This window comes from Burkholderia sp. BCC1047 (assembly GCF_902833155.1).
Lineage (GTDB): Bacteria > Pseudomonadota > Gammaproteobacteria > Burkholderiales > Burkholderiaceae > Burkholderia > Burkholderia sola.
This window is the reverse complement of sequence record NZ_CADFEH010000030.1, coordinates 26,484-41,426: the sequence shown is the minus strand read 5'-3', so window position 1 is coordinate 41,426 and position 14,943 is coordinate 26,484. Positions and strand designations below refer to the sequence as shown.

Below are 14,943 nucleotides of genomic sequence, written 5' to 3'. Positions count from 1 at the left end.
CGTCCCTCCCGGCCATCCCGGCCATCCCGTCATGCGCCCCCTTCCCCGTCCGTGCGTCGCCCGACTGCGTGTTGCCGCGCTGGCCGTCGTCGCCCTGCTCGCCGCGTGCACGATCACGCCGCCTTCGTCGTTACGCTCGGTCCTGACGATTCCGTCGGTCATACGCAGCGGCAATCTCGACCAGTATCGCGTCGAGGTCGCGCACCGCGTCGCCGAACGCAATCCGTCCGGCATGCTGCACGGCACACCGCAGGCCATGCTGCGTTCGCTCGTCGTCGTGGCCTTCACCGTCGATGGCAACGGCCGCGTGATCCACGCATCCGTCTATCGCAGCAACGGCGACAGCGAGGCGGAAGCGCTCGCGCTCGCGTCGCTGCGCCGTTCGGCGCCGCTGCCGGCGCCCCCGTCGCGGCTGCTCGACGGCAACGGTCGGCTCGAACTGATGGAAGGCTGGCTCTTCAACGACGACGGCCACTTCCAGCTGCAAAGCACCGCGTCCGCGCAGGCGCAATCGATCGACTGACGCGCCGCCGCGGCCCGATTGCCGGGGGACGGCAGCGCTGGCTATAATTTTCCGCACTCGCGCGGCCATCACGCCGCGCGCGCGTTCGCGCGCCCCACCCGGCAAGCGAGCCGACCACGCCGGCACCGGGCGGCGGCGACCTATCCGTCTCCATCGTCGACCGGCGGGTGACGTCCGCGCCACGGCGCGCGTCCACGCCGCCACCGCGTCATCCGCATCAATCATTTGCCCGGCTGCGCCCGGCAGACAGTCGCCTGCCCCCGCGCACGCCCAGCCGGCTGCCCCAACGACAAAACGGAGACATCCATGTCCGCATCCCCCGCAACCGTTGCACACGCAACCGGTTCGGCCGGCGCCGTCAGCCACCGGCGCATCGTGTTCGCGAGCTTCATCGGCACCGCGATCGAGTTCTACGATTTCTACGTGTACGCGACAGCCGCCGCGCTCGTCATCGGCCCCGTATTCTTCCCGCACGGCTCCGCGACGGCGCAAGCGCTGTCCGCGTTCGTCACCTTCGGGATCGCGTTCATCGCGCGTCCGATCGGCTCGTTCCTGTTCGGGCACTTCGGCGACCGCATCGGCCGCAAGTCGACACTCGTCGCATCGCTGCTCGTGATGGGCGTGTCCACTACCGCGATCGGCTTCGTGCCCGGCTACGACGCGATCGGCGCGCTCGCGCCGGTGCTGCTGTGCGTGCTGCGCTTCGGCCAGGGGATCGGCCTCGGCGGCGAATGGGGCGGCGCTGCGCTGCTGGCAACCGAGCATGCGCCGCAAGGCAAGCGCGGCTGGTTCGGGATGTTCCCGCAACTGGGGCCGTCGGTCGGCTTCCTGATGTCGAACGGGCTGTTCTTCGCGCTCGCGCTGTCGCTGTCCGACGCGCAGTTCCGCAGCTGGGGCTGGCGCATCCCGTTCCTCGTCAGCGCGGTGCTCGTCGCGCTCGGCCTGTACGTGCGGCTCAAGATCACCGAAACGCCCGCGTTCCAGGCAGCGCTCGAGCGCAACGAGCGCGTGCGCGTGCCGGTCGCGACGCTCGTCACGCAGCACTGGCGGCCGACGCTGCTCGGCGCGCTCGCGATGGTCGTCTGCTACACGCTGTTCTACATCTCGACGGTGTTCTCGCTGTCGTACGGCGTGTCGGCGCTGCATATTCCGCGCCAGAGCTTCCTCGGCCTGCTGTGTTTCGCGGTGGTCTTCATGGGCCTCGCGACGCCGCTGTCCGCATGGGCGTCGGACCGCTTCGGCCGCAAGCCGGTGCTGGTCGTCGGCGCGATCGCCGCGCTGCTGTCGGGGTTCGCGATGGAACCGCTGCTCGGCAGCGGCTCGATGCCGCTCGTCGCGCTGTTCCTGACGCTCGAGCTGTTCCTGATGGGCGTGACGTTCGCACCGATGGGCGCGCTGCTGCCGGAATTGTTCCCGACCAACGTCCGCTACACGGGCGCGGGCGTCGCGTACAACCTCGGCGGGATCCTCGGCGCGTCGATCGCGCCGTATGTCGCGCAACTGCTGGTTGCGCGCGGCGGGCTGTCGTGGGTCGGCGGCTATGTGTCGGTGGCGGCGGCGATCAGCCTGATCGGCGTGCTGCTGATGCGCGAGACGCGCGACGCGTCGCTCGTCTGACCCTTCGGGGCGACCCGGGTTGTACGACGGCGGGCGCTGCCTATACTCGATCCTGCGCGCGTCGTTGCGCGCCCGGAGATCCCGCCCCGACAGGAGCCGCCGCCATGAATATCCGCCTTGCCAATGCCGATCTCGTGCTGATCCTTGCGCTCGCGCTCGGTGGCGCGCTGCTGCTCGCGCTCCGGTTTCGGCCGAAAACCTGGCGCGGCCTCGTGTTCGAGGCGCTGCTGGCGAATCTGGCGGCCATCGCCGCCGTCGTCACCGTCGAAGCGCTGCTCGCCTGACCGCGGCCACCGCGCCGCGTCAGGCGGACAGCCGCGCGCGCACCGTGCCGTAGGCGGGGCAGACCGTATCGATCGCCTCCAGCGCCTCGTCGACGGCCGGCATCGCGCCCGGCTCACCGATCGACAGCGCATTCGGCACGCCGCCGATCCCGCAATGGTGGCGCGACGTCGCGACGAAAATCATCACGGTGGGCCGCTGCAGTGCGTGCGCCATGTGCACGAACCCGGTATCGACGCCCACCACGAGCGCGGCCCGACCCAGCGCCGCGCCGAGCTCACGCACCGTCATCGCCGGTAACACGATCGCGCCCGGCGCCCGCGCGGCGATATCCCGTGCATCGTCGTGCTCGGCAGCCGATCCCCACGGCACCAGCACGCGCACGCCGCGCGCCATCATCTGCGTCGCAAGGGCGGCCCAGTGTTCGGGCGGCCACTTCTTGTCGGGATTGGACGTCGCATGGAACAGCAGCATGAACGGCCCGCCGTCGGTCACGGCGGCGGGCAGGCTCGCATCCCGCGGCGCGACGATGCCGTGCGTGGCAGGCCCTTCCGGCACGTAGCCCAGCGCTTCGCCGGCACTCACGCGCATCCCGTGCCATGCGTCGCAGTCCGGCCGCGGACCGAAACGGTGCGAATACGCGAAGCGCGCGCCCGTTTCGCCGAGATCCTGCGTCTGATAGCCGAAGCGACGCCCGCCACGCGCCAGCGACGAAATGATCGCGCTCTTGTACACGCCGTGCAGATCGATGATCGCGTCGTAGCGGTGCGCACGCAGCGCGCCGATCGATGCCGAGATCGCCTTCAGGTCGCCGGCATTGCGCATTTTTTTGAAGCGGCGCAGCGGCGCGCACAGAACGGCGCTCACGCCCGGATGCCAGCGTACGACCTCCGCGCACGATTCGTCGACGGCCCAGTCGACCGTCACGCCGGGGAACGCGCGATGCAGGTCGGCGACGACAGGCAGCGTCTGGACGACGTCGCCGAGCGACGTCACTTTCACGATAAGGATACGTTTCACGATTTGCGGGAATTCTCGACTGGCCATCTTGGCATGCTAACGACGGTTGCTATGTCTAGACATTACGCGAACATTACATTTGCAACAAATTGCATCTCTTTTGTGAATTTTTGTCGTCCTGCGCGGCGCGTCGTCGTCCCCGCTGGCATCGGTTCCTTTTTATAATCCTCTCTTTGCCCTCCGGCCGAGCCCATGCCGCGCCCCGCCCTTCCCGCGCTGTTTCCCGCCCTTACCCGCCGCTCGCTGCGAATCTGGCGCCAGTATGGTGTTTTCTGGCTCGGCGCGATCGTCGTCGGCCTCGCGGCCGTCCTGTATGCCCGATTGATCGACTGGGGTTACGAGACTTTCCGCGCGATGCGCGATCACGCCGTCTGGCTGCCGCTGCTGCTGACGCCGGCGATCGCCGCGTTGTCGGCATGGATCACGCGCCGCTTTTTCCGCGGCGCCGAGGGCAGCGGCATCCCGCAGGTGATCGCGACGCTGCATGCGCGCCCGAGCGCATTCGGCGCGCGGCTGCTGACGCTGCGCATCCTGTTCGGCAAGGTGCTGATCTCGTTCCTCGGCATCCTCGGCGGCTTCACGATCGGCCGCGAAGGGCCGACCGTGCAAGTCGGCGCGGCGCTGATGTTCAACCTGCGGCGCTTCTACCCGCGCTCGAACGCCCAGATCGAACGCCAGCTCGTGCTGGCCGGCGCGGCGGCCGGGCTGTCGGCCGCATTCAATACGCCGCTCGCGGGCATCGTGTTCGCGATCGAGGAACTGACCCGCAGCTTCTCCGCGCGCGCCAGCGGCGTGCTGATCACCGCGATCATCCTCGCCGGCGTCGTCGCGCTCGGGCTGAACGGCAACTACACGTATTTCGGCACGATCAACGCCGGGCTCCATTTCCCGAAGCTGCTGGCGGTCGCGGTGCTGGTCACCGCGATCGTGACGGGCATCGCGGGCGGCCTGTTCTGCTGGTTGCTGCTGAACACGGGGCGCTGGCTGCCCGCGCGACTGCTGGGCCTGTATCGCGAGCGGCCGGTCGCGTTCGCCGCGCTGTGCGGCTTCACGATCGCCGTCGTCGGGCTCGTGTCCGGCGGCACGACGTTCGGCAGCGGCTATGCGGAGGCGCGCGGCCTGCTCGACGGCAGTCAGCAGCTGTCGGTGTTCTATCCGCTCCTGAAGATGGTGTCGATGGTCGCGTCGTACCTGCCGGGCATCCCGGGCGGGATCTTCGCACCGTCGCTGTCGATCGGCGCCGGCTTCGGCAACGTGCTGCATGCCGTGTTCAGCAACATGAGCCTGCCGATGCTGATCGCGCTCGCGATGGTCGGCTATCTGGCCGCCGTCACGCAGTCGCCGATCACGTCGTTCGTGATCGTGATGGAAATGATCAACGGTCATGCGCTCGTGATTTCGCTGATGGCGACTGCACTGGTATCGAGCCGGGTATCGCGCTTTTTCGCGCCGCCGCTGTACGAAACGCTCGCGCAGCGCTATCTCGCGCCACCCGTCGCGGCCGCCGCGCCGGCCGCGGCAACCACTGCGGCCGCGGCAGGCAAGATGACCGACGTGACCGAACCGCGGGATGCAACGGCGGCCCCCGCCGATCCGCTCGACACGCTGCGCGACGAAGGCGGCGACGAGCCGGCCGCTGCGGCGCCGCACGATGCCGGGCCGGCTGCAACCGATGCAAACGGCCCGACGCAACAGCACGGCCCGCGCGACGCTCAGTAGATCACGACGGGCGCCGGCCGGTAGTAGACCGGCCGCGCCGGCACGACGATGCACCCGGCCAGCGTGATCGCGACGAGCGCGATGGCGATTGCGGTTCTTTTCATCGCGCCTGCCTCAAGCCCAGTGGCCCCGCGTCCAGAACCAGTTCGGACCGCGCTGGTCCCAATGCCCGGGCACCCACTGCATGCCGACGCGCTCGGCCTCCCAGTGGCCGCCGATCCACACGTAGCGGCCATGGTCCCAGTGCCAGTGCCCGCGGTCCCACACGTAGCCGACGCGCGTGGCCGGTACGACCTCGTAGCGCACGGGCGGCGGCGCATTCGGCGCGACGACGACGATTTCCTCCGTGCGCACGGCGACCGGCTCCGCGATGACCATGCGCCCCTGCGGCGCGATCACGGGCGTGCCGACGAGAATCTCGTCCGCGTGCGCGGCGAACGGTGCGACGACGGCTGACAGGCCCGCGGCGAACAGCGCGAGCGAAACGATACGACGTGAAACGGTAGAGACAGCCATCACAACCTCCTGGTTGAACAACACACGTGAGCGTATTCGTTCAATGCGGGAGGGGCGATGACGGCCGACAGGCGTCGTGTTACGGCGTGCCCGAAAGTGCAACAGGGCGTAAGACGCGCACGGCGGCGGGCGCCGCCGTGCGGAGGGACACACGCTGAGCGTCAGGCTTGCGGGATCTCGATCTTCACTTCGAGGACTTCGAGGTCGTCCTGGCGCTCGAGGCTCACGCGGATGTCATCGTCCGAAATATGGACGTACTTCGAAATGACCGCGACGAGCTCTTTCTGCAGCGCCGGCAGGTAATCGGCCGGCGGCCGGCCGCCGACCCGCTCGTGCGCGATGATGAGCTGCAGGCGCTCCTTCGCGACCGATGCGGACTTCTTCTTCTCGCCGAGGAGAAACGAAAGGATGGACATGGGCGGCCTCCGTTACTTGCTGCCGAAGAGGCGCTGCAGCAGGCCCGGCTTCTGGTAATCGGTGAAGCGCAGCGGCTTGTCCTCGCCGAGAAAGCGGGCGACGACGTCCTTGTACGCTTCCGCGACGTCGGTGCCGTCGATATGCACGGCCGGCAGACCCTGGTTCGACGCATGCAGCACGGCTTCCGATTCGGGCACCACGCCGATCAGCTTGATGCGCAGGATCTCGCTGATGTCCTCGAGCGACAGCATCTCGCCTTCGCTCACGCGCTTCGGGCTGTAACGCGTGATCAGCAGGTGTTCCTTGATCGGCTCCTTGCCTTCGGTCGCGCGCTTCGTCTTCGACGACAGGATGCCGAGAATGCGGTCCGAGTCGCGCACCGACGACACTTCCGGGTTCGTGACGATCAGCGCTTCATCCGCGAAGTACATCGCGTGCAGCGCACCGGCCTCGATACCGGCCGGCGAATCGCAGACGATGTATTCGAAGTCCATCGCGACGAGGTCGTTCAGCACCTTCTCGACGCCGTCGCGCGTCAGCGCATCCTTGTCGCGCGTCTGCGACGCCGGCAGGATGAACAGGTTCTCGCACTTCTTGTCCTTGATCAGCGCCTGGTTCAGGTTCGCTTCGCCCTGGATCACGTTCACGAGGTCATACACGACGCGACGCTCGCAGCCCATGATGAGATCGAGGTTGCGCAGGCCGACGTCGAAGTCGATCACGGCCGTCTTGTGGCCGCGCAGCGCGAGACCCGACGCGAAGCTCGCGCTCGTCGTCGTCTTGCCCACGCCGCCCTTGCCCGAGGTCACCACGATGATTTTTGCCATTTACCCAATACCCTGTGTTCGTCAATGAGAGCCGATCGATCCGGAGCGCACCGCGTGAATCACGTCAGGCGCAGCGGTTCGATCATCAGTTTTTCCTCTTCGAGCCGGATCTGTACCGATTTGCCCAGTACGTCGGCGGGCAGCGGGTTCTCGGTCGTTCGATAGATACCCGCGATCGAAATCAGTTCCGGTTCGAGACACGTGCAGAAAATGCGCGCGTCGTGATTGCCGTGCACGCCCGCGAGCGCGCGGCCGCGCAACGGCGCGTAGATGTGGATATTGCCTTCCGCGATGATTTCCGCGCCGTGACTGACCGGCGCGAGCACCACGAGGTCTCCTTTCGCGTAAATCTGCTGCCCCGAACGCAACGGCCGGTCGATCACCAGCGTCTGGCCGCCGGCCTGCACGAGTGTCGGCGCAGGCTCCGACAGCTGTTCGGGCGCCGCTGCGGCTGCCGCAGCGGCGGCGGGCTCGACGGCTGGCACGGCCGCCGGTTCCGCTTCGTCGGCCGGTTTCGCGGCCGGCGCGCGGCGATCGCGCGCCTCCAGCAACGGCAGGCCGGCTTCCCCCGCCCAGCCCTGCGTTGCCAGTGCGACGACGCCCACCGGACGCATCCGCACGTCGTTCAGCATCTGGCGGATGTCCGCGAGCGCGACGCGCTCGCCGTCAGCCAGGCGGCGGACGTCGATCGCGACGACATCGTCGGCGAAAAACTCGGGAGTCGCTTCGAAGCGCTTGACCAGTTCGGTACGCAACGCGTCGAGATCGGTCGTCTTCACGGTGAACAGCAACGTATCGACCGATCCGCTGCGCAGCTCGAAGAATGGCGATTTTTTAAGCGACATGGACACTCTGCAAAAATTTTTTGCGTATTTTACAGGCGTCCACGCGAGCGGCCATTATTTTTGGGACTCGGGATTGCGGCGGCCCGGGCGGACGCGCAATCGGCAGGCGGGCAGGCCAGCGGGCGATCGGGCTTTCGTCGCGCCGCGCGGCGGGCTATTTCGAGGTCGGGTCAGTGCTTCACCTGCGACACGAACAGCGATTTCATCGCGCCGGGCATCCGCGCGATCGGCGCATGTTCGCCGGTGTTGCCGAAACCGGCACGCTCGTAGAAGCGGATCGCGTTGCGGTTCGCATCGGCGATCCACGCGTAGACGTCGGTGGCGCCGCGCTCGGCGAGCCATGCGGTGGCCGTCTCCAGCAGCAGCACGCCGCCGCGCAGATGACGCACCGCATGCGCGACCCACAGTTCGCTGACGAACGCGCGCCGATCGGGCGTGTTGTCGAAATACGCGCCGATCATGCCGGCCGGGTGGCCTTCGGTGTACAGCAGGAAAGTCGTCGACTCGTCGGACACGGCGCGCTGCGCGGCGATCGCCGACGCCGCGTCCGTTTCGACGGTCAGCAATTCGGCCTCCGGCGCTTCGCCGGGCGCATAGGGCTCACGCAGCGATGCGGCGCGGAGTTCGCGATACACGCCGCCCTGATCGGCAGCGATACGACGAACGGTCAAGGTCGAACTCATGCAGGCACAGCCCCCTTCGGACAGCAAGCTAGTAGCTTCAACCGAAAGCGGGGCATGAGTCAAATCGTAATTTTCAAATGGCAGCGCGGATCGAAAGGCGGCAGATGTCATCAGCGACGACTCGCGGCGCCCGGTGTGCAGGTGCAGCATCGGGGCATCGACGCGCGCGACGGGACGGTGGGCGCGATCGCGTGATCCGGCGCTTTGCGTCGTTCTCCTTGCGATGCGCGGCCGACCGGTTTGGCACTGCGTTGGAACGTGTCGCCGTGGTCGTAATGCTACGTAATATAAGCCAAAGAAAAGCGCGCGGCGCCCCTGCTTCGGCGGCCTCGTTATTGCGATGCAACATTCGTTGCAGCCCCGTCACACTGGCCTGTGCGCGCCGCACGCCGAGCCAATCGTCTGACGAAGGCGCCGCCGCGCGGGTCGATGCGCCGTCGTCGGCACGTTTCAATCGGCGCGTAGCGGCCCCTCCCGCCCTCCGGCCCGCGCACCTCGTCGTTTGGAGCGCCACGCCTAGCGCGGGGGTTTGGCAAGTGCGCGCACCAGTCGTATAACAGGCAGAACCGGACAACGATCCGGCGCTGCCGCGCGCGTCGCGGACCACGAGGATTCGAACAATCGTGCATGCGGCCGCCCGCGGGCCGGCCGACTGGAGGGAGACAATGGCAATGACCGACGGATCGGCCTCGGGCTGGTCGGATGGCAAGCGTTACCTGTGGCTGCTCGGCGCGCTGACGATCACGCTGCCGATCCTCGCCGCGCAGCTCGCGCTGGCGACGGGCCTTCACGTGTTCTGGTGGTTCGGCCCGCTGTTCGCGTTCGGCGTGATCCCGATCCTCGACACGCTGATCGGCGACGATCGCGACAATCCGCCCGAAGCGGTCGTGCCGCACCTCGAACGCGAGCGCTATTACCGGTACATCGTCTATCTCGCGACGTTCGTCGAATACGTCGCGTTCTTCATGTGCGTGTGGATCGTCGGCACGCACGCGCTCGCGTGGTACGACTACGTCGGCTTCGCGCTGTCGCTCGGCGCCGCAACGGGCATCTCGATCAACACCGCGCACGAGCTCGGGCACAAGACCGACCGCTTCGAACGCTGGCTCGCGAAGATCACGCTCGCACCGGTCGCGTACGGCCACTTCTACGTCGAGCACAATCGCGGCCATCACGTGCGCGTCGCGACGGCCGAGGATCCGGCGAGCGCGCGCTACGGCGAGTCGTTCTGGGCGTTCCTGCCGCGTACGGTGACCGGCAGCATCCGCTCGGCGTGGCGGCTCGAACAGGCTCGCCTCGAACGGCTCGGGCATTCGCCGTGGACCTGGCGCAACGAAGTACTGCATGCATGGGCGATGACCGCCGTCGTGTGGGGCATCGCGATCGCGATGGCCGGCAAGGTCGTGATCCCGTTCCTCGTGATCCAGGCCGTCTACGGCGCGTCGCTGCTCGAAGTGGTGAACTACGTCGAGCACTACGGGCTCGGCCGCCGCAAGCTGCCAAACGGGCGCTACGAACGCTGCACGCCGCAGCATTCGTGGAACAGCAATCACGTCGTCACGAACCTGTTCCTGTACCAGTTGCAGCGGCACGCCGACCATCACGCGAATCCGACGCGCTCGTACCAGGCGCTGCGCCACTTCGACGATGCGCCGCAATTGCCGGCCGGCTACGCGACGATGATCCTGTTCGCGTACGTGCCGCCGCTCTGGTATCGCGTGATGAACCCGCGGGTCGTTGCGCACTATCGCGGCGACATGGCGCAATCGAATATCAAGCCGTCGATCCGCGACAGGGTGCTGGCGCAGTATCCGGCGGCGGGCTGATGGGTCGGCAGCACTGTGTAGAAGCCGGCGAGCGCTGCTTGAGACGGTCGGCGCGCCGGCATCCGGTTTGGCATGCGCACGGTGCGGCAGCGACGTCATCACCCGATTTCCGGCAACGCGAACATGGCCCGGTGACGACGGCAGTCGGCCCTGCAAAACCTTCAGGACTTCCAACAGTCAGTGCGGCACGGGGCGGCCGTATTCGTCATGCAGCGAGCCGGCATTGAAGAGGCGGCACGATCGCGCCGCGATCGTCCGGCACGACGCGATGCGCCCGTAGCCGACCTGTCGTCACCGCATCCGCAATCGACGCACTGCACCGACGACCCAAAACGAAAAACCCCTTGATCCTTTCGGATCAAGGGGCTTCGTATTTTGGCGGAGAGGGTGGGATTCGAACCCACGGTACGGGGAAACCGTACGCCTGATTTCGAGTCAGGTACATTCGACCACTCTGCCACCTCTCCTTCCTTGCTGCATTTCGCGGCTGGTCGTTTCCGCGAGAAAAAGATTATAAGACGATCGATTCTCGGCTGACAAGCTCTTTCTGCAAATTTTTTTGCGAGGGCGCGAAAGACCGGCGTTACGACGCCTGCACCGGCGCGTCGATCCGCTCCATGCCGCCCATGTACGGACGCAGCACTTCCGGCACCGTGACCGAGCCGTCCGCGTTCTGGTAGTTCTCCAGCACCGCGACGAGCGTGCGGCCGACCGCCAGGCCCGAACCGTTCAGCGTATGCACGAGCTCCGGCTTGCCCTGCGCGTTGCGGAACCGCGCCTGCATCCGGCGCGCCTGGAACGCCTCGGTGTTCGAGCAGCTCGAGATCTCGCGATAGGTGTTCTGCGCGGGCAGCCATACCTCGAGGTCGAACGTCTTCGCGGCCGAGAAGCCCATGTCGCCCGTGCACAGCGTGATCACGCGGTACGGCAGGCCGAGCTTCTGCAGGATCGCTTCCGCGTGGCCGACCATCTCGTCGAGCGCCGCGTACGACGTTTCCGGCGCGACGACCTGCACCATCTCGACCTTGTCGAACTGGTGCTGACGGATCATCCCGCGCGTGTCGCGGCCGTACGAACCGGCTTCCGAGCGGAAGCACGGCGAATGTGCGGTGAGCTTGATCGGCAGCGCCGACGCGTCGACGATCGACTCGCGCACGGTGTTCGTCAGCGAAATCTCGGACGTGGAGATCAGGTATTGCGTGACCGTGTTTTCCGCACCGCCCTTCTCGACGCGGAACATGTCGTCCGCGAATTTCGGCAACTGGCCCGTGCCGTACAGGATCTCCGGGTTCACGATGTACGGCGTATACGTTTCGGTATAGCCGTGCTGCTGCGTGTGCGTGTCGATCATGAACTGCGCGAGCGCGCGGTGCAGGCGCGCGATCGGGCCGCGCAGCATCGTGAAACGCGCGCCGGCGAGCTTCGCGCCCGTCTCGAAATCGAGGCCGAGCGGCGTGCCGACGTCGACGTGATCCTTCACCGCGAAGTCGAACTGCCGCGGCGTGCCCCAGCGGCGCGCCTCGACGTTGTCGGCTTCGTCCTTGCCGACCGGCACGCTGTCGTGCGCGACGTTCGGCATGCCCAGCATCAGGTCGGACAGGCGCGCCTGGATCTCGCCGAGCTTGGCTTCCGACGCCTTCATGTCGTCGCCGATCCCGCTGACCTCGGCCATCACGGCCGACGTGTCCTCGCCCTTGCCCTTCATCGCGCCGATCTGCTTCGACAGGCTGTTGCGGCGCGCCTGGAGCTCTTCGGTGTGGGTCTGGATCGCGCGGCGTTCCGCTTCGAGTGCGGAGAACGCGGCGACGTCGAGGGTGTAGCCGCGATCGGCGAGGCGCTTGGCGACGCCGTCGAGGTCTTTGCGCAGCAACTGGATGTCGAGCATGGGAGGACTTGGAAAATCGTTGTGTAAGACGGGAATTCTAACGCACCGCGCGGCCGCCACGGCGTCGGCCGGATGGACAATGCCGCAAACGGGCAGCCATGGCAGTATCGCATTCGCGGTCCGCCGCCTCGGCGGCCGGCGAATTGCCGCGCACGCGGCCATGACGGATCGCACAACGCCCGCGCCGGCCGGCGGCGACCGAATCGAGCGGGGCGCCGCCGCCTCCGCGTCTCAGCTCCCAAGGAATCCGATGACCATCGAACTCGACAAGGATGTCCGCGACCGCGCGATCGCGTCGCTGCAACGTTATTTCACAGAAAACATGGACGAGCCGATCGGCAACATCCAGGCCGGCGCGCTGCTGCATTTCTTCATTCAGGAAGTCGCGCCGGCGATCTACAACCTCGCGATCGCCGACGCGCAGGAACGCCTGCATGCGCGGGTCGCCGAACTCGACATCGAATGCCACGAAGAGCCGTTCGAATACTGGAAGAAACAGCAGCCGGCCCGCAAGCGCTGACGCCTGCGCGGCGGCGCGGATGGATCGAACCGGCGCGCGCGGCGCCGTCAATCCTTCTTGCCGGCCTCGCGATCGAGCTCGCGCAGCCAGGCGAGCTTCTCGGCGATCTTCGATTCGAGCCCGCGCGGCACCGGCTGATACCAGCGCGGCTCGCGCATCCCGTCCGGCAGGTACGTCTCGCCGGCCGCGTACGCGTTCGGCTCGTCGTGCGCGTAACGATAAGCGTGACCGTAGCCGAGTTCCTTCATCAGCCTGGTCGGCGCGTTGCGCAGGTGCACGGGCACCTCGCGCGACTTGTCCTGCTTCACGAACGCCATCGCCTGGTTGAACGCGTTGTAGCCGGCGTTGCTCTTCGCCGCGCACGCGAGATAGATCACGGCCTGCCCGAGCGCGAGTTCGCCTTCCGGCGAGCCCAGCCGTTCATAGGTTTCGGCCGCGTCGTTCGCCACCTGCAACGCGCGCGGGTCGGCCAGGCCGATGTCTTCCCACGCCATCCGCACGATGCGCCGCGCGAGATACTTCGGATCCGCGCCGCCGTCGATCATCCGGCAGAACCAGTACAGCGCGCCGTCCGGGCTCGACCCGCGCACCGACTTGTGCAGCGCCGAAATCTGGTCGTAGAAGTTGTCGCCGCCCTTGTCGAAGCGCCGTGCGTTCAGCGTCATCGCGTTGCTGACGAAATCGGCATCGATCGTCGCGACCCCGGCCGACGTCGCCGCCGTCTGCGCCTGTTCGAGCAGGTTCAGGAAGCGGCGCGCGTCGCCGTCCGCGTAGCCGACCAGCGTATCGATCGCCTTGTCGTCGAACGCGAGGCCGTCGAGCGCGATTTCCTGCGCACGCTTCAGCAACTGGCGCATCTCGTCGTCGTTCAGCGACTTCAGCACATACACCTGCGCCCGCGACAGCAATGCCGAATTGACCTCGAAACTCGGGTTTTCGGTCGTCGCGCCGATGAAGGTCACGAGGCCCGACTCGACGAACGGCAGCAGCGCATCCTGCTGCCCCTTGTTGAAACGGTGGATTTCGTCGACGAACAGGATCGTGTGGCGACCGGTACGGTTCAGCGTGTCCTTCGCCTGCTCCATCGACTCGCGGATGTCCTTCACGCCGCCGAGCACCGCGGACAGCGCGATGAACTCGCAGTCGAACGCGAGCGCGGTGAGCCGCGCGAGCGTCGTCTTGCCGACGCCGGGCGGCCCCCACAGGATCATCGAATGCGGCTTGCCCGATTCGAACGCGAGCCGCAGCGGCTTGCCTTCGCCCAGCAAATGCGTCTGGCCGATCACCTCGGCGAGCGTCTTCGGCCGCAACGCCTCGGCGAGCGGGCGGCGCGGCTCGACTTGAAACAGGTCGGACATGAACCCTCGCTCCACATCAACGGTCGCGGCCGAACCGGCCGCCGGACCCGATATTATGACAGCCGCGCAAGCGCGCCGCCGGGCCTGGTACCCGCGTCCGTTACACGCGTCTGTTGCACGCGTCTGTTGCACGCGTCTGTTGCACGCGCCCCAAAACAACACGGGCCTGCCGTCGCCGGCAGGCCCGTGTCGGGAAAACGGCGCAGCGAAGGTCAGCCGTTGATCACGTCCGCGCCCTTCGGCACGACGAACTTGAACGTATCGCCCTTCAGCGACGGGTTCGTCTGGATGTTCGTGAAGGTCAGCAGCGTCACGTTGCCGAACACGTCGTGCAGCTCCATCGCAGCAAGCGTGCCGTTGCGGAAACCGATGCCGATCCGCTGGAACTGCGTGTCCTGCGCCTTCGGCAGCATCTCGAGCCATTCGATGCCGCCCTTCTCGCCGGCATCGCGCAGCGTGTAGTTCTTGTCGAGATCGTTGCTGCCGAACAGGATCGCCGCGGGGCTCGCGCCCAGCGCGCCGTTCAGCTTGCGCTCGGTAACCTGGTTCAGGTCGCGGTCGTACACGTAGAGCTTGTCGCCGTCGGCTTGCAGCACCTGCTGGTACGGCTTCTGGTACGTCCAGATGAACTTGCCCGGCCGCGCGAACACGAACGTGCCGCTCGAATTGTCGGTGGGCTTCGGCGCGGCCTGCGCGGCGCTCGCGCCCTTGGCCGGCGCCTTGACGATCTGCTGCGTGAAATCGCCCTTCGCCGAACGCACCTGCGACACGAAGGCCTTCAGTTGCTCGGTGCCGCCCGCGAACGCGTGCGTCGCCGCGAGCATCAGCGATGCGCCGGCGAGCGCCGCGCCGAGCCAGCGCCGCGTCGAACGAAGGGACATTGCGAACGAATGTTGCTGCATATT

15 protein-coding genes and 1 tRNA gene are annotated in these 14,943 nt (G+C 67.1%); 6 read left to right on the top strand and 10 right to left on the bottom strand.

Translation table 11 applies throughout. The annotated features are described in order from the left end of the window. The first annotated feature begins 31 nt into the window (after window positions 1-31). From HWX55_RS26660 to HWX55_RS26650, 3 genes are all read left to right on the top strand, one after another. Window positions 32-523: an energy transducer TonB gene (locus tag HWX55_RS26660; protein ID WP_175977889.1), complete on the top strand. Its 492-nt coding sequence runs from the start codon at window positions 32-34 to the stop codon at window positions 521-523. A gap of 306 nt (window positions 524-829) precedes the next feature. After that, window positions 830-2,140, top strand: coding sequence for an MFS transporter (locus HWX55_RS26655; RefSeq protein WP_175977888.1), 1,311 nt, complete (start codon window positions 830-832; stop codon window positions 2,138-2,140). 104 nt (window positions 2,141-2,244) lie between these two features. After that, window positions 2,245-2,424, top strand: a complete 180-nt coding sequence (locus HWX55_RS26650; RefSeq protein ID WP_006486620.1) for a hypothetical protein — start codon at window positions 2,245-2,247, stop codon at window positions 2,422-2,424. Window positions 2,425-2,443: 19 nt separating this feature from the next. Here the strand turns inward: HWX55_RS26650 and waaC are convergent, their stop codons facing one another. Continuing rightward, a complete protein-coding gene (gene waaC, locus HWX55_RS26645) occupies window positions 2,444-3,442 on the bottom strand; it encodes a lipopolysaccharide heptosyltransferase I (RefSeq protein WP_175977887.1) in 999 nt (332 codons plus the stop codon). Between the two features lie 192 nt (window positions 3,443-3,634). On the opposite strand from waaC, the gene HWX55_RS26640 reads away from it, so the two are divergent. Further along, complete coding sequence (locus HWX55_RS26640; RefSeq protein ID WP_175977886.1) at window positions 3,635-5,161, top strand: chloride channel protein; 1,527 nt, start codon at window positions 3,635-3,637, stop codon at window positions 5,159-5,161. A 114-nt stretch (window positions 5,162-5,275) separates the two neighbouring features. On the opposite strand, the gene HWX55_RS26635 is transcribed toward HWX55_RS26640, so the two are convergent. The 5 genes from HWX55_RS26635 to HWX55_RS26615 form a co-directional block, all read right to left on the bottom strand. Beyond that, the gene (locus tag HWX55_RS26635) at window positions 5,276-5,677 is read right to left on the bottom strand and encodes a YXWGXW repeat-containing protein (protein ID WP_175977885.1); all 402 of its coding nucleotides are present in this window, start codon (window positions 5,675-5,677) and stop codon (window positions 5,276-5,278) included. Window positions 5,678-5,838: 161 nt separating this feature from the next. Continuing rightward, the gene (minE, locus tag HWX55_RS26630; RefSeq protein WP_006476634.1) at window positions 5,839-6,093 is read right to left on the bottom strand and encodes a cell division topological specificity factor MinE; all 255 of its coding nucleotides are present in this window, start codon (window positions 6,091-6,093) and stop codon (window positions 5,839-5,841) included. Window positions 6,094-6,105: 12 nt separating this feature from the next. Continuing rightward, window positions 6,106-6,921 (bottom strand): septum site-determining protein MinD, encoded by an 816-nt coding sequence (gene minD / locus HWX55_RS26625; RefSeq protein ID WP_006476635.1) that lies wholly within the window; start codon window positions 6,919-6,921, stop codon window positions 6,106-6,108. Window positions 6,922-6,980: 59 nt separating this feature from the next. Continuing rightward, on the bottom strand, window positions 6,981-7,766 hold the full coding sequence (gene minC, locus HWX55_RS26620) for a septum site-determining protein MinC (RefSeq protein ID WP_175977884.1): 786 nt from the start codon (window positions 7,764-7,766) through the stop codon (window positions 6,981-6,983). A 170-nt stretch (window positions 7,767-7,936) separates the two neighbouring features. Next, the gene (locus HWX55_RS26615; RefSeq protein ID WP_244140649.1) at window positions 7,937-8,560 is read right to left on the bottom strand and encodes a GNAT family N-acetyltransferase; all 624 of its coding nucleotides are present in this window, start codon (window positions 8,558-8,560) and stop codon (window positions 7,937-7,939) included. Between the two features lie 554 nt (window positions 8,561-9,114). Between HWX55_RS26615 and HWX55_RS26610 the strand changes: the two genes are divergently transcribed. After that, entirely contained in the window at window positions 9,115-10,275 is a 1,161-nt protein-coding gene (locus tag HWX55_RS26610; protein ID WP_175977883.1) for an alkane 1-monooxygenase, read from the top strand. 376 nt (window positions 10,276-10,651) lie between these two features. Here HWX55_RS26610 and HWX55_RS26605 read toward each other — a convergent pair. Together HWX55_RS26605 and serS are read right to left on the bottom strand one after the other, a co-directional pair. Continuing rightward, window positions 10,652-10,742 (bottom strand) — tRNA-Ser (locus tag HWX55_RS26605). A gap of 116 nt (window positions 10,743-10,858) precedes the next feature. Then, on the bottom strand, window positions 10,859-12,160 hold the full coding sequence (gene serS, locus HWX55_RS26600; RefSeq protein WP_050011596.1) for a serine--tRNA ligase: 1,302 nt from the start codon (window positions 12,158-12,160) through the stop codon (window positions 10,859-10,861). Window positions 12,161-12,410: 250 nt separating this feature from the next. On the opposite strand from serS, the gene HWX55_RS26595 reads away from it, so the two are divergent. After that, on the top strand, window positions 12,411-12,680 hold the full coding sequence (locus HWX55_RS26595) for a DUF2164 domain-containing protein (RefSeq protein ID WP_050011597.1): 270 nt from the start codon (window positions 12,411-12,413) through the stop codon (window positions 12,678-12,680). 47 nt (window positions 12,681-12,727) lie between these two features. On the opposite strand, the gene HWX55_RS26590 is transcribed toward HWX55_RS26595, so the two are convergent. Together HWX55_RS26590 and lolA are read right to left on the bottom strand one after the other, a co-directional pair. Beyond that, on the bottom strand, window positions 12,728-14,038 hold the full coding sequence (locus HWX55_RS26590) for a replication-associated recombination protein A (RefSeq protein WP_011544833.1): 1,311 nt from the start codon (window positions 14,036-14,038) through the stop codon (window positions 12,728-12,730). A gap of 212 nt (window positions 14,039-14,250) precedes the next feature. Beyond that, window positions 14,251-14,940, bottom strand: coding sequence for an outer membrane lipoprotein chaperone LolA (gene lolA, locus HWX55_RS26585; RefSeq protein ID WP_175977882.1), 690 nt, complete (start codon window positions 14,938-14,940; stop codon window positions 14,251-14,253). Window positions 14,941-14,943 lie beyond the last annotated feature (3 nt).

What these genes read in the sequence shown, in the direction of transcription:
- lolA (WP_175977882.1), bottom strand. Translation starts at nt 14,940, where the DNA reads ATGCAGCAACATTCGTTCGCAATGTCCCTTCGTTCGACGCGGCGCTGG.
- minE (WP_006476634.1), bottom strand. Translation starts at nt 6,093, where the DNA reads ATGTCCATCCTTTCGTTTCTCCTCGGCGAGAAGAAGAAGTCCGCATCG.
- serS (WP_050011596.1), bottom strand. Translation starts at nt 12,160, where the DNA reads ATGCTCGACATCCAGTTGCTGCGCAAAGACCTCGACGGCGTCGCCAAG.
- HWX55_RS26660 (WP_175977889.1), top strand. Translation starts at nt 32, where the DNA reads ATGCGCCCCCTTCCCCGTCCGTGCGTCGCCCGACTGCGTGTTGCCGCG.
- HWX55_RS26615 (WP_244140649.1), bottom strand. Translation starts at nt 8,560, where the DNA reads ATGACATCTGCCGCCTTTCGATCCGCGCTGCCATTTGAAAATTACGAT.
- minD (WP_006476635.1), bottom strand. Translation starts at nt 6,921, where the DNA reads ATGGCAAAAATCATCGTGGTGACCTCGGGCAAGGGCGGCGTGGGCAAG.
- HWX55_RS26590 (WP_011544833.1), bottom strand. Translation starts at nt 14,038, where the DNA reads ATGTCCGACCTGTTTCAAGTCGAGCCGCGCCGCCCGCTCGCCGAGGCG.
- minC (WP_175977884.1), bottom strand. Translation starts at nt 7,766, where the DNA reads ATGTCGCTTAAAAAATCGCCATTCTTCGAGCTGCGCAGCGGATCGGTC.
- HWX55_RS26650 (WP_006486620.1), top strand. Translation starts at nt 2,245, where the DNA reads ATGAATATCCGCCTTGCCAATGCCGATCTCGTGCTGATCCTTGCGCTC.
- HWX55_RS26635 (WP_175977885.1), bottom strand. Translation starts at nt 5,677, where the DNA reads ATGGCTGTCTCTACCGTTTCACGTCGTATCGTTTCGCTCGCGCTGTTC.
- HWX55_RS26655 (WP_175977888.1), top strand. Translation starts at nt 830, where the DNA reads ATGTCCGCATCCCCCGCAACCGTTGCACACGCAACCGGTTCGGCCGGC.
- HWX55_RS26595 (WP_050011597.1), top strand. Translation starts at nt 12,411, where the DNA reads ATGACCATCGAACTCGACAAGGATGTCCGCGACCGCGCGATCGCGTCG.
- HWX55_RS26640 (WP_175977886.1), top strand. Translation starts at nt 3,635, where the DNA reads ATGCCGCGCCCCGCCCTTCCCGCGCTGTTTCCCGCCCTTACCCGCCGC.
- HWX55_RS26610 (WP_175977883.1), top strand. Translation starts at nt 9,115, where the DNA reads ATGGCAATGACCGACGGATCGGCCTCGGGCTGGTCGGATGGCAAGCGT.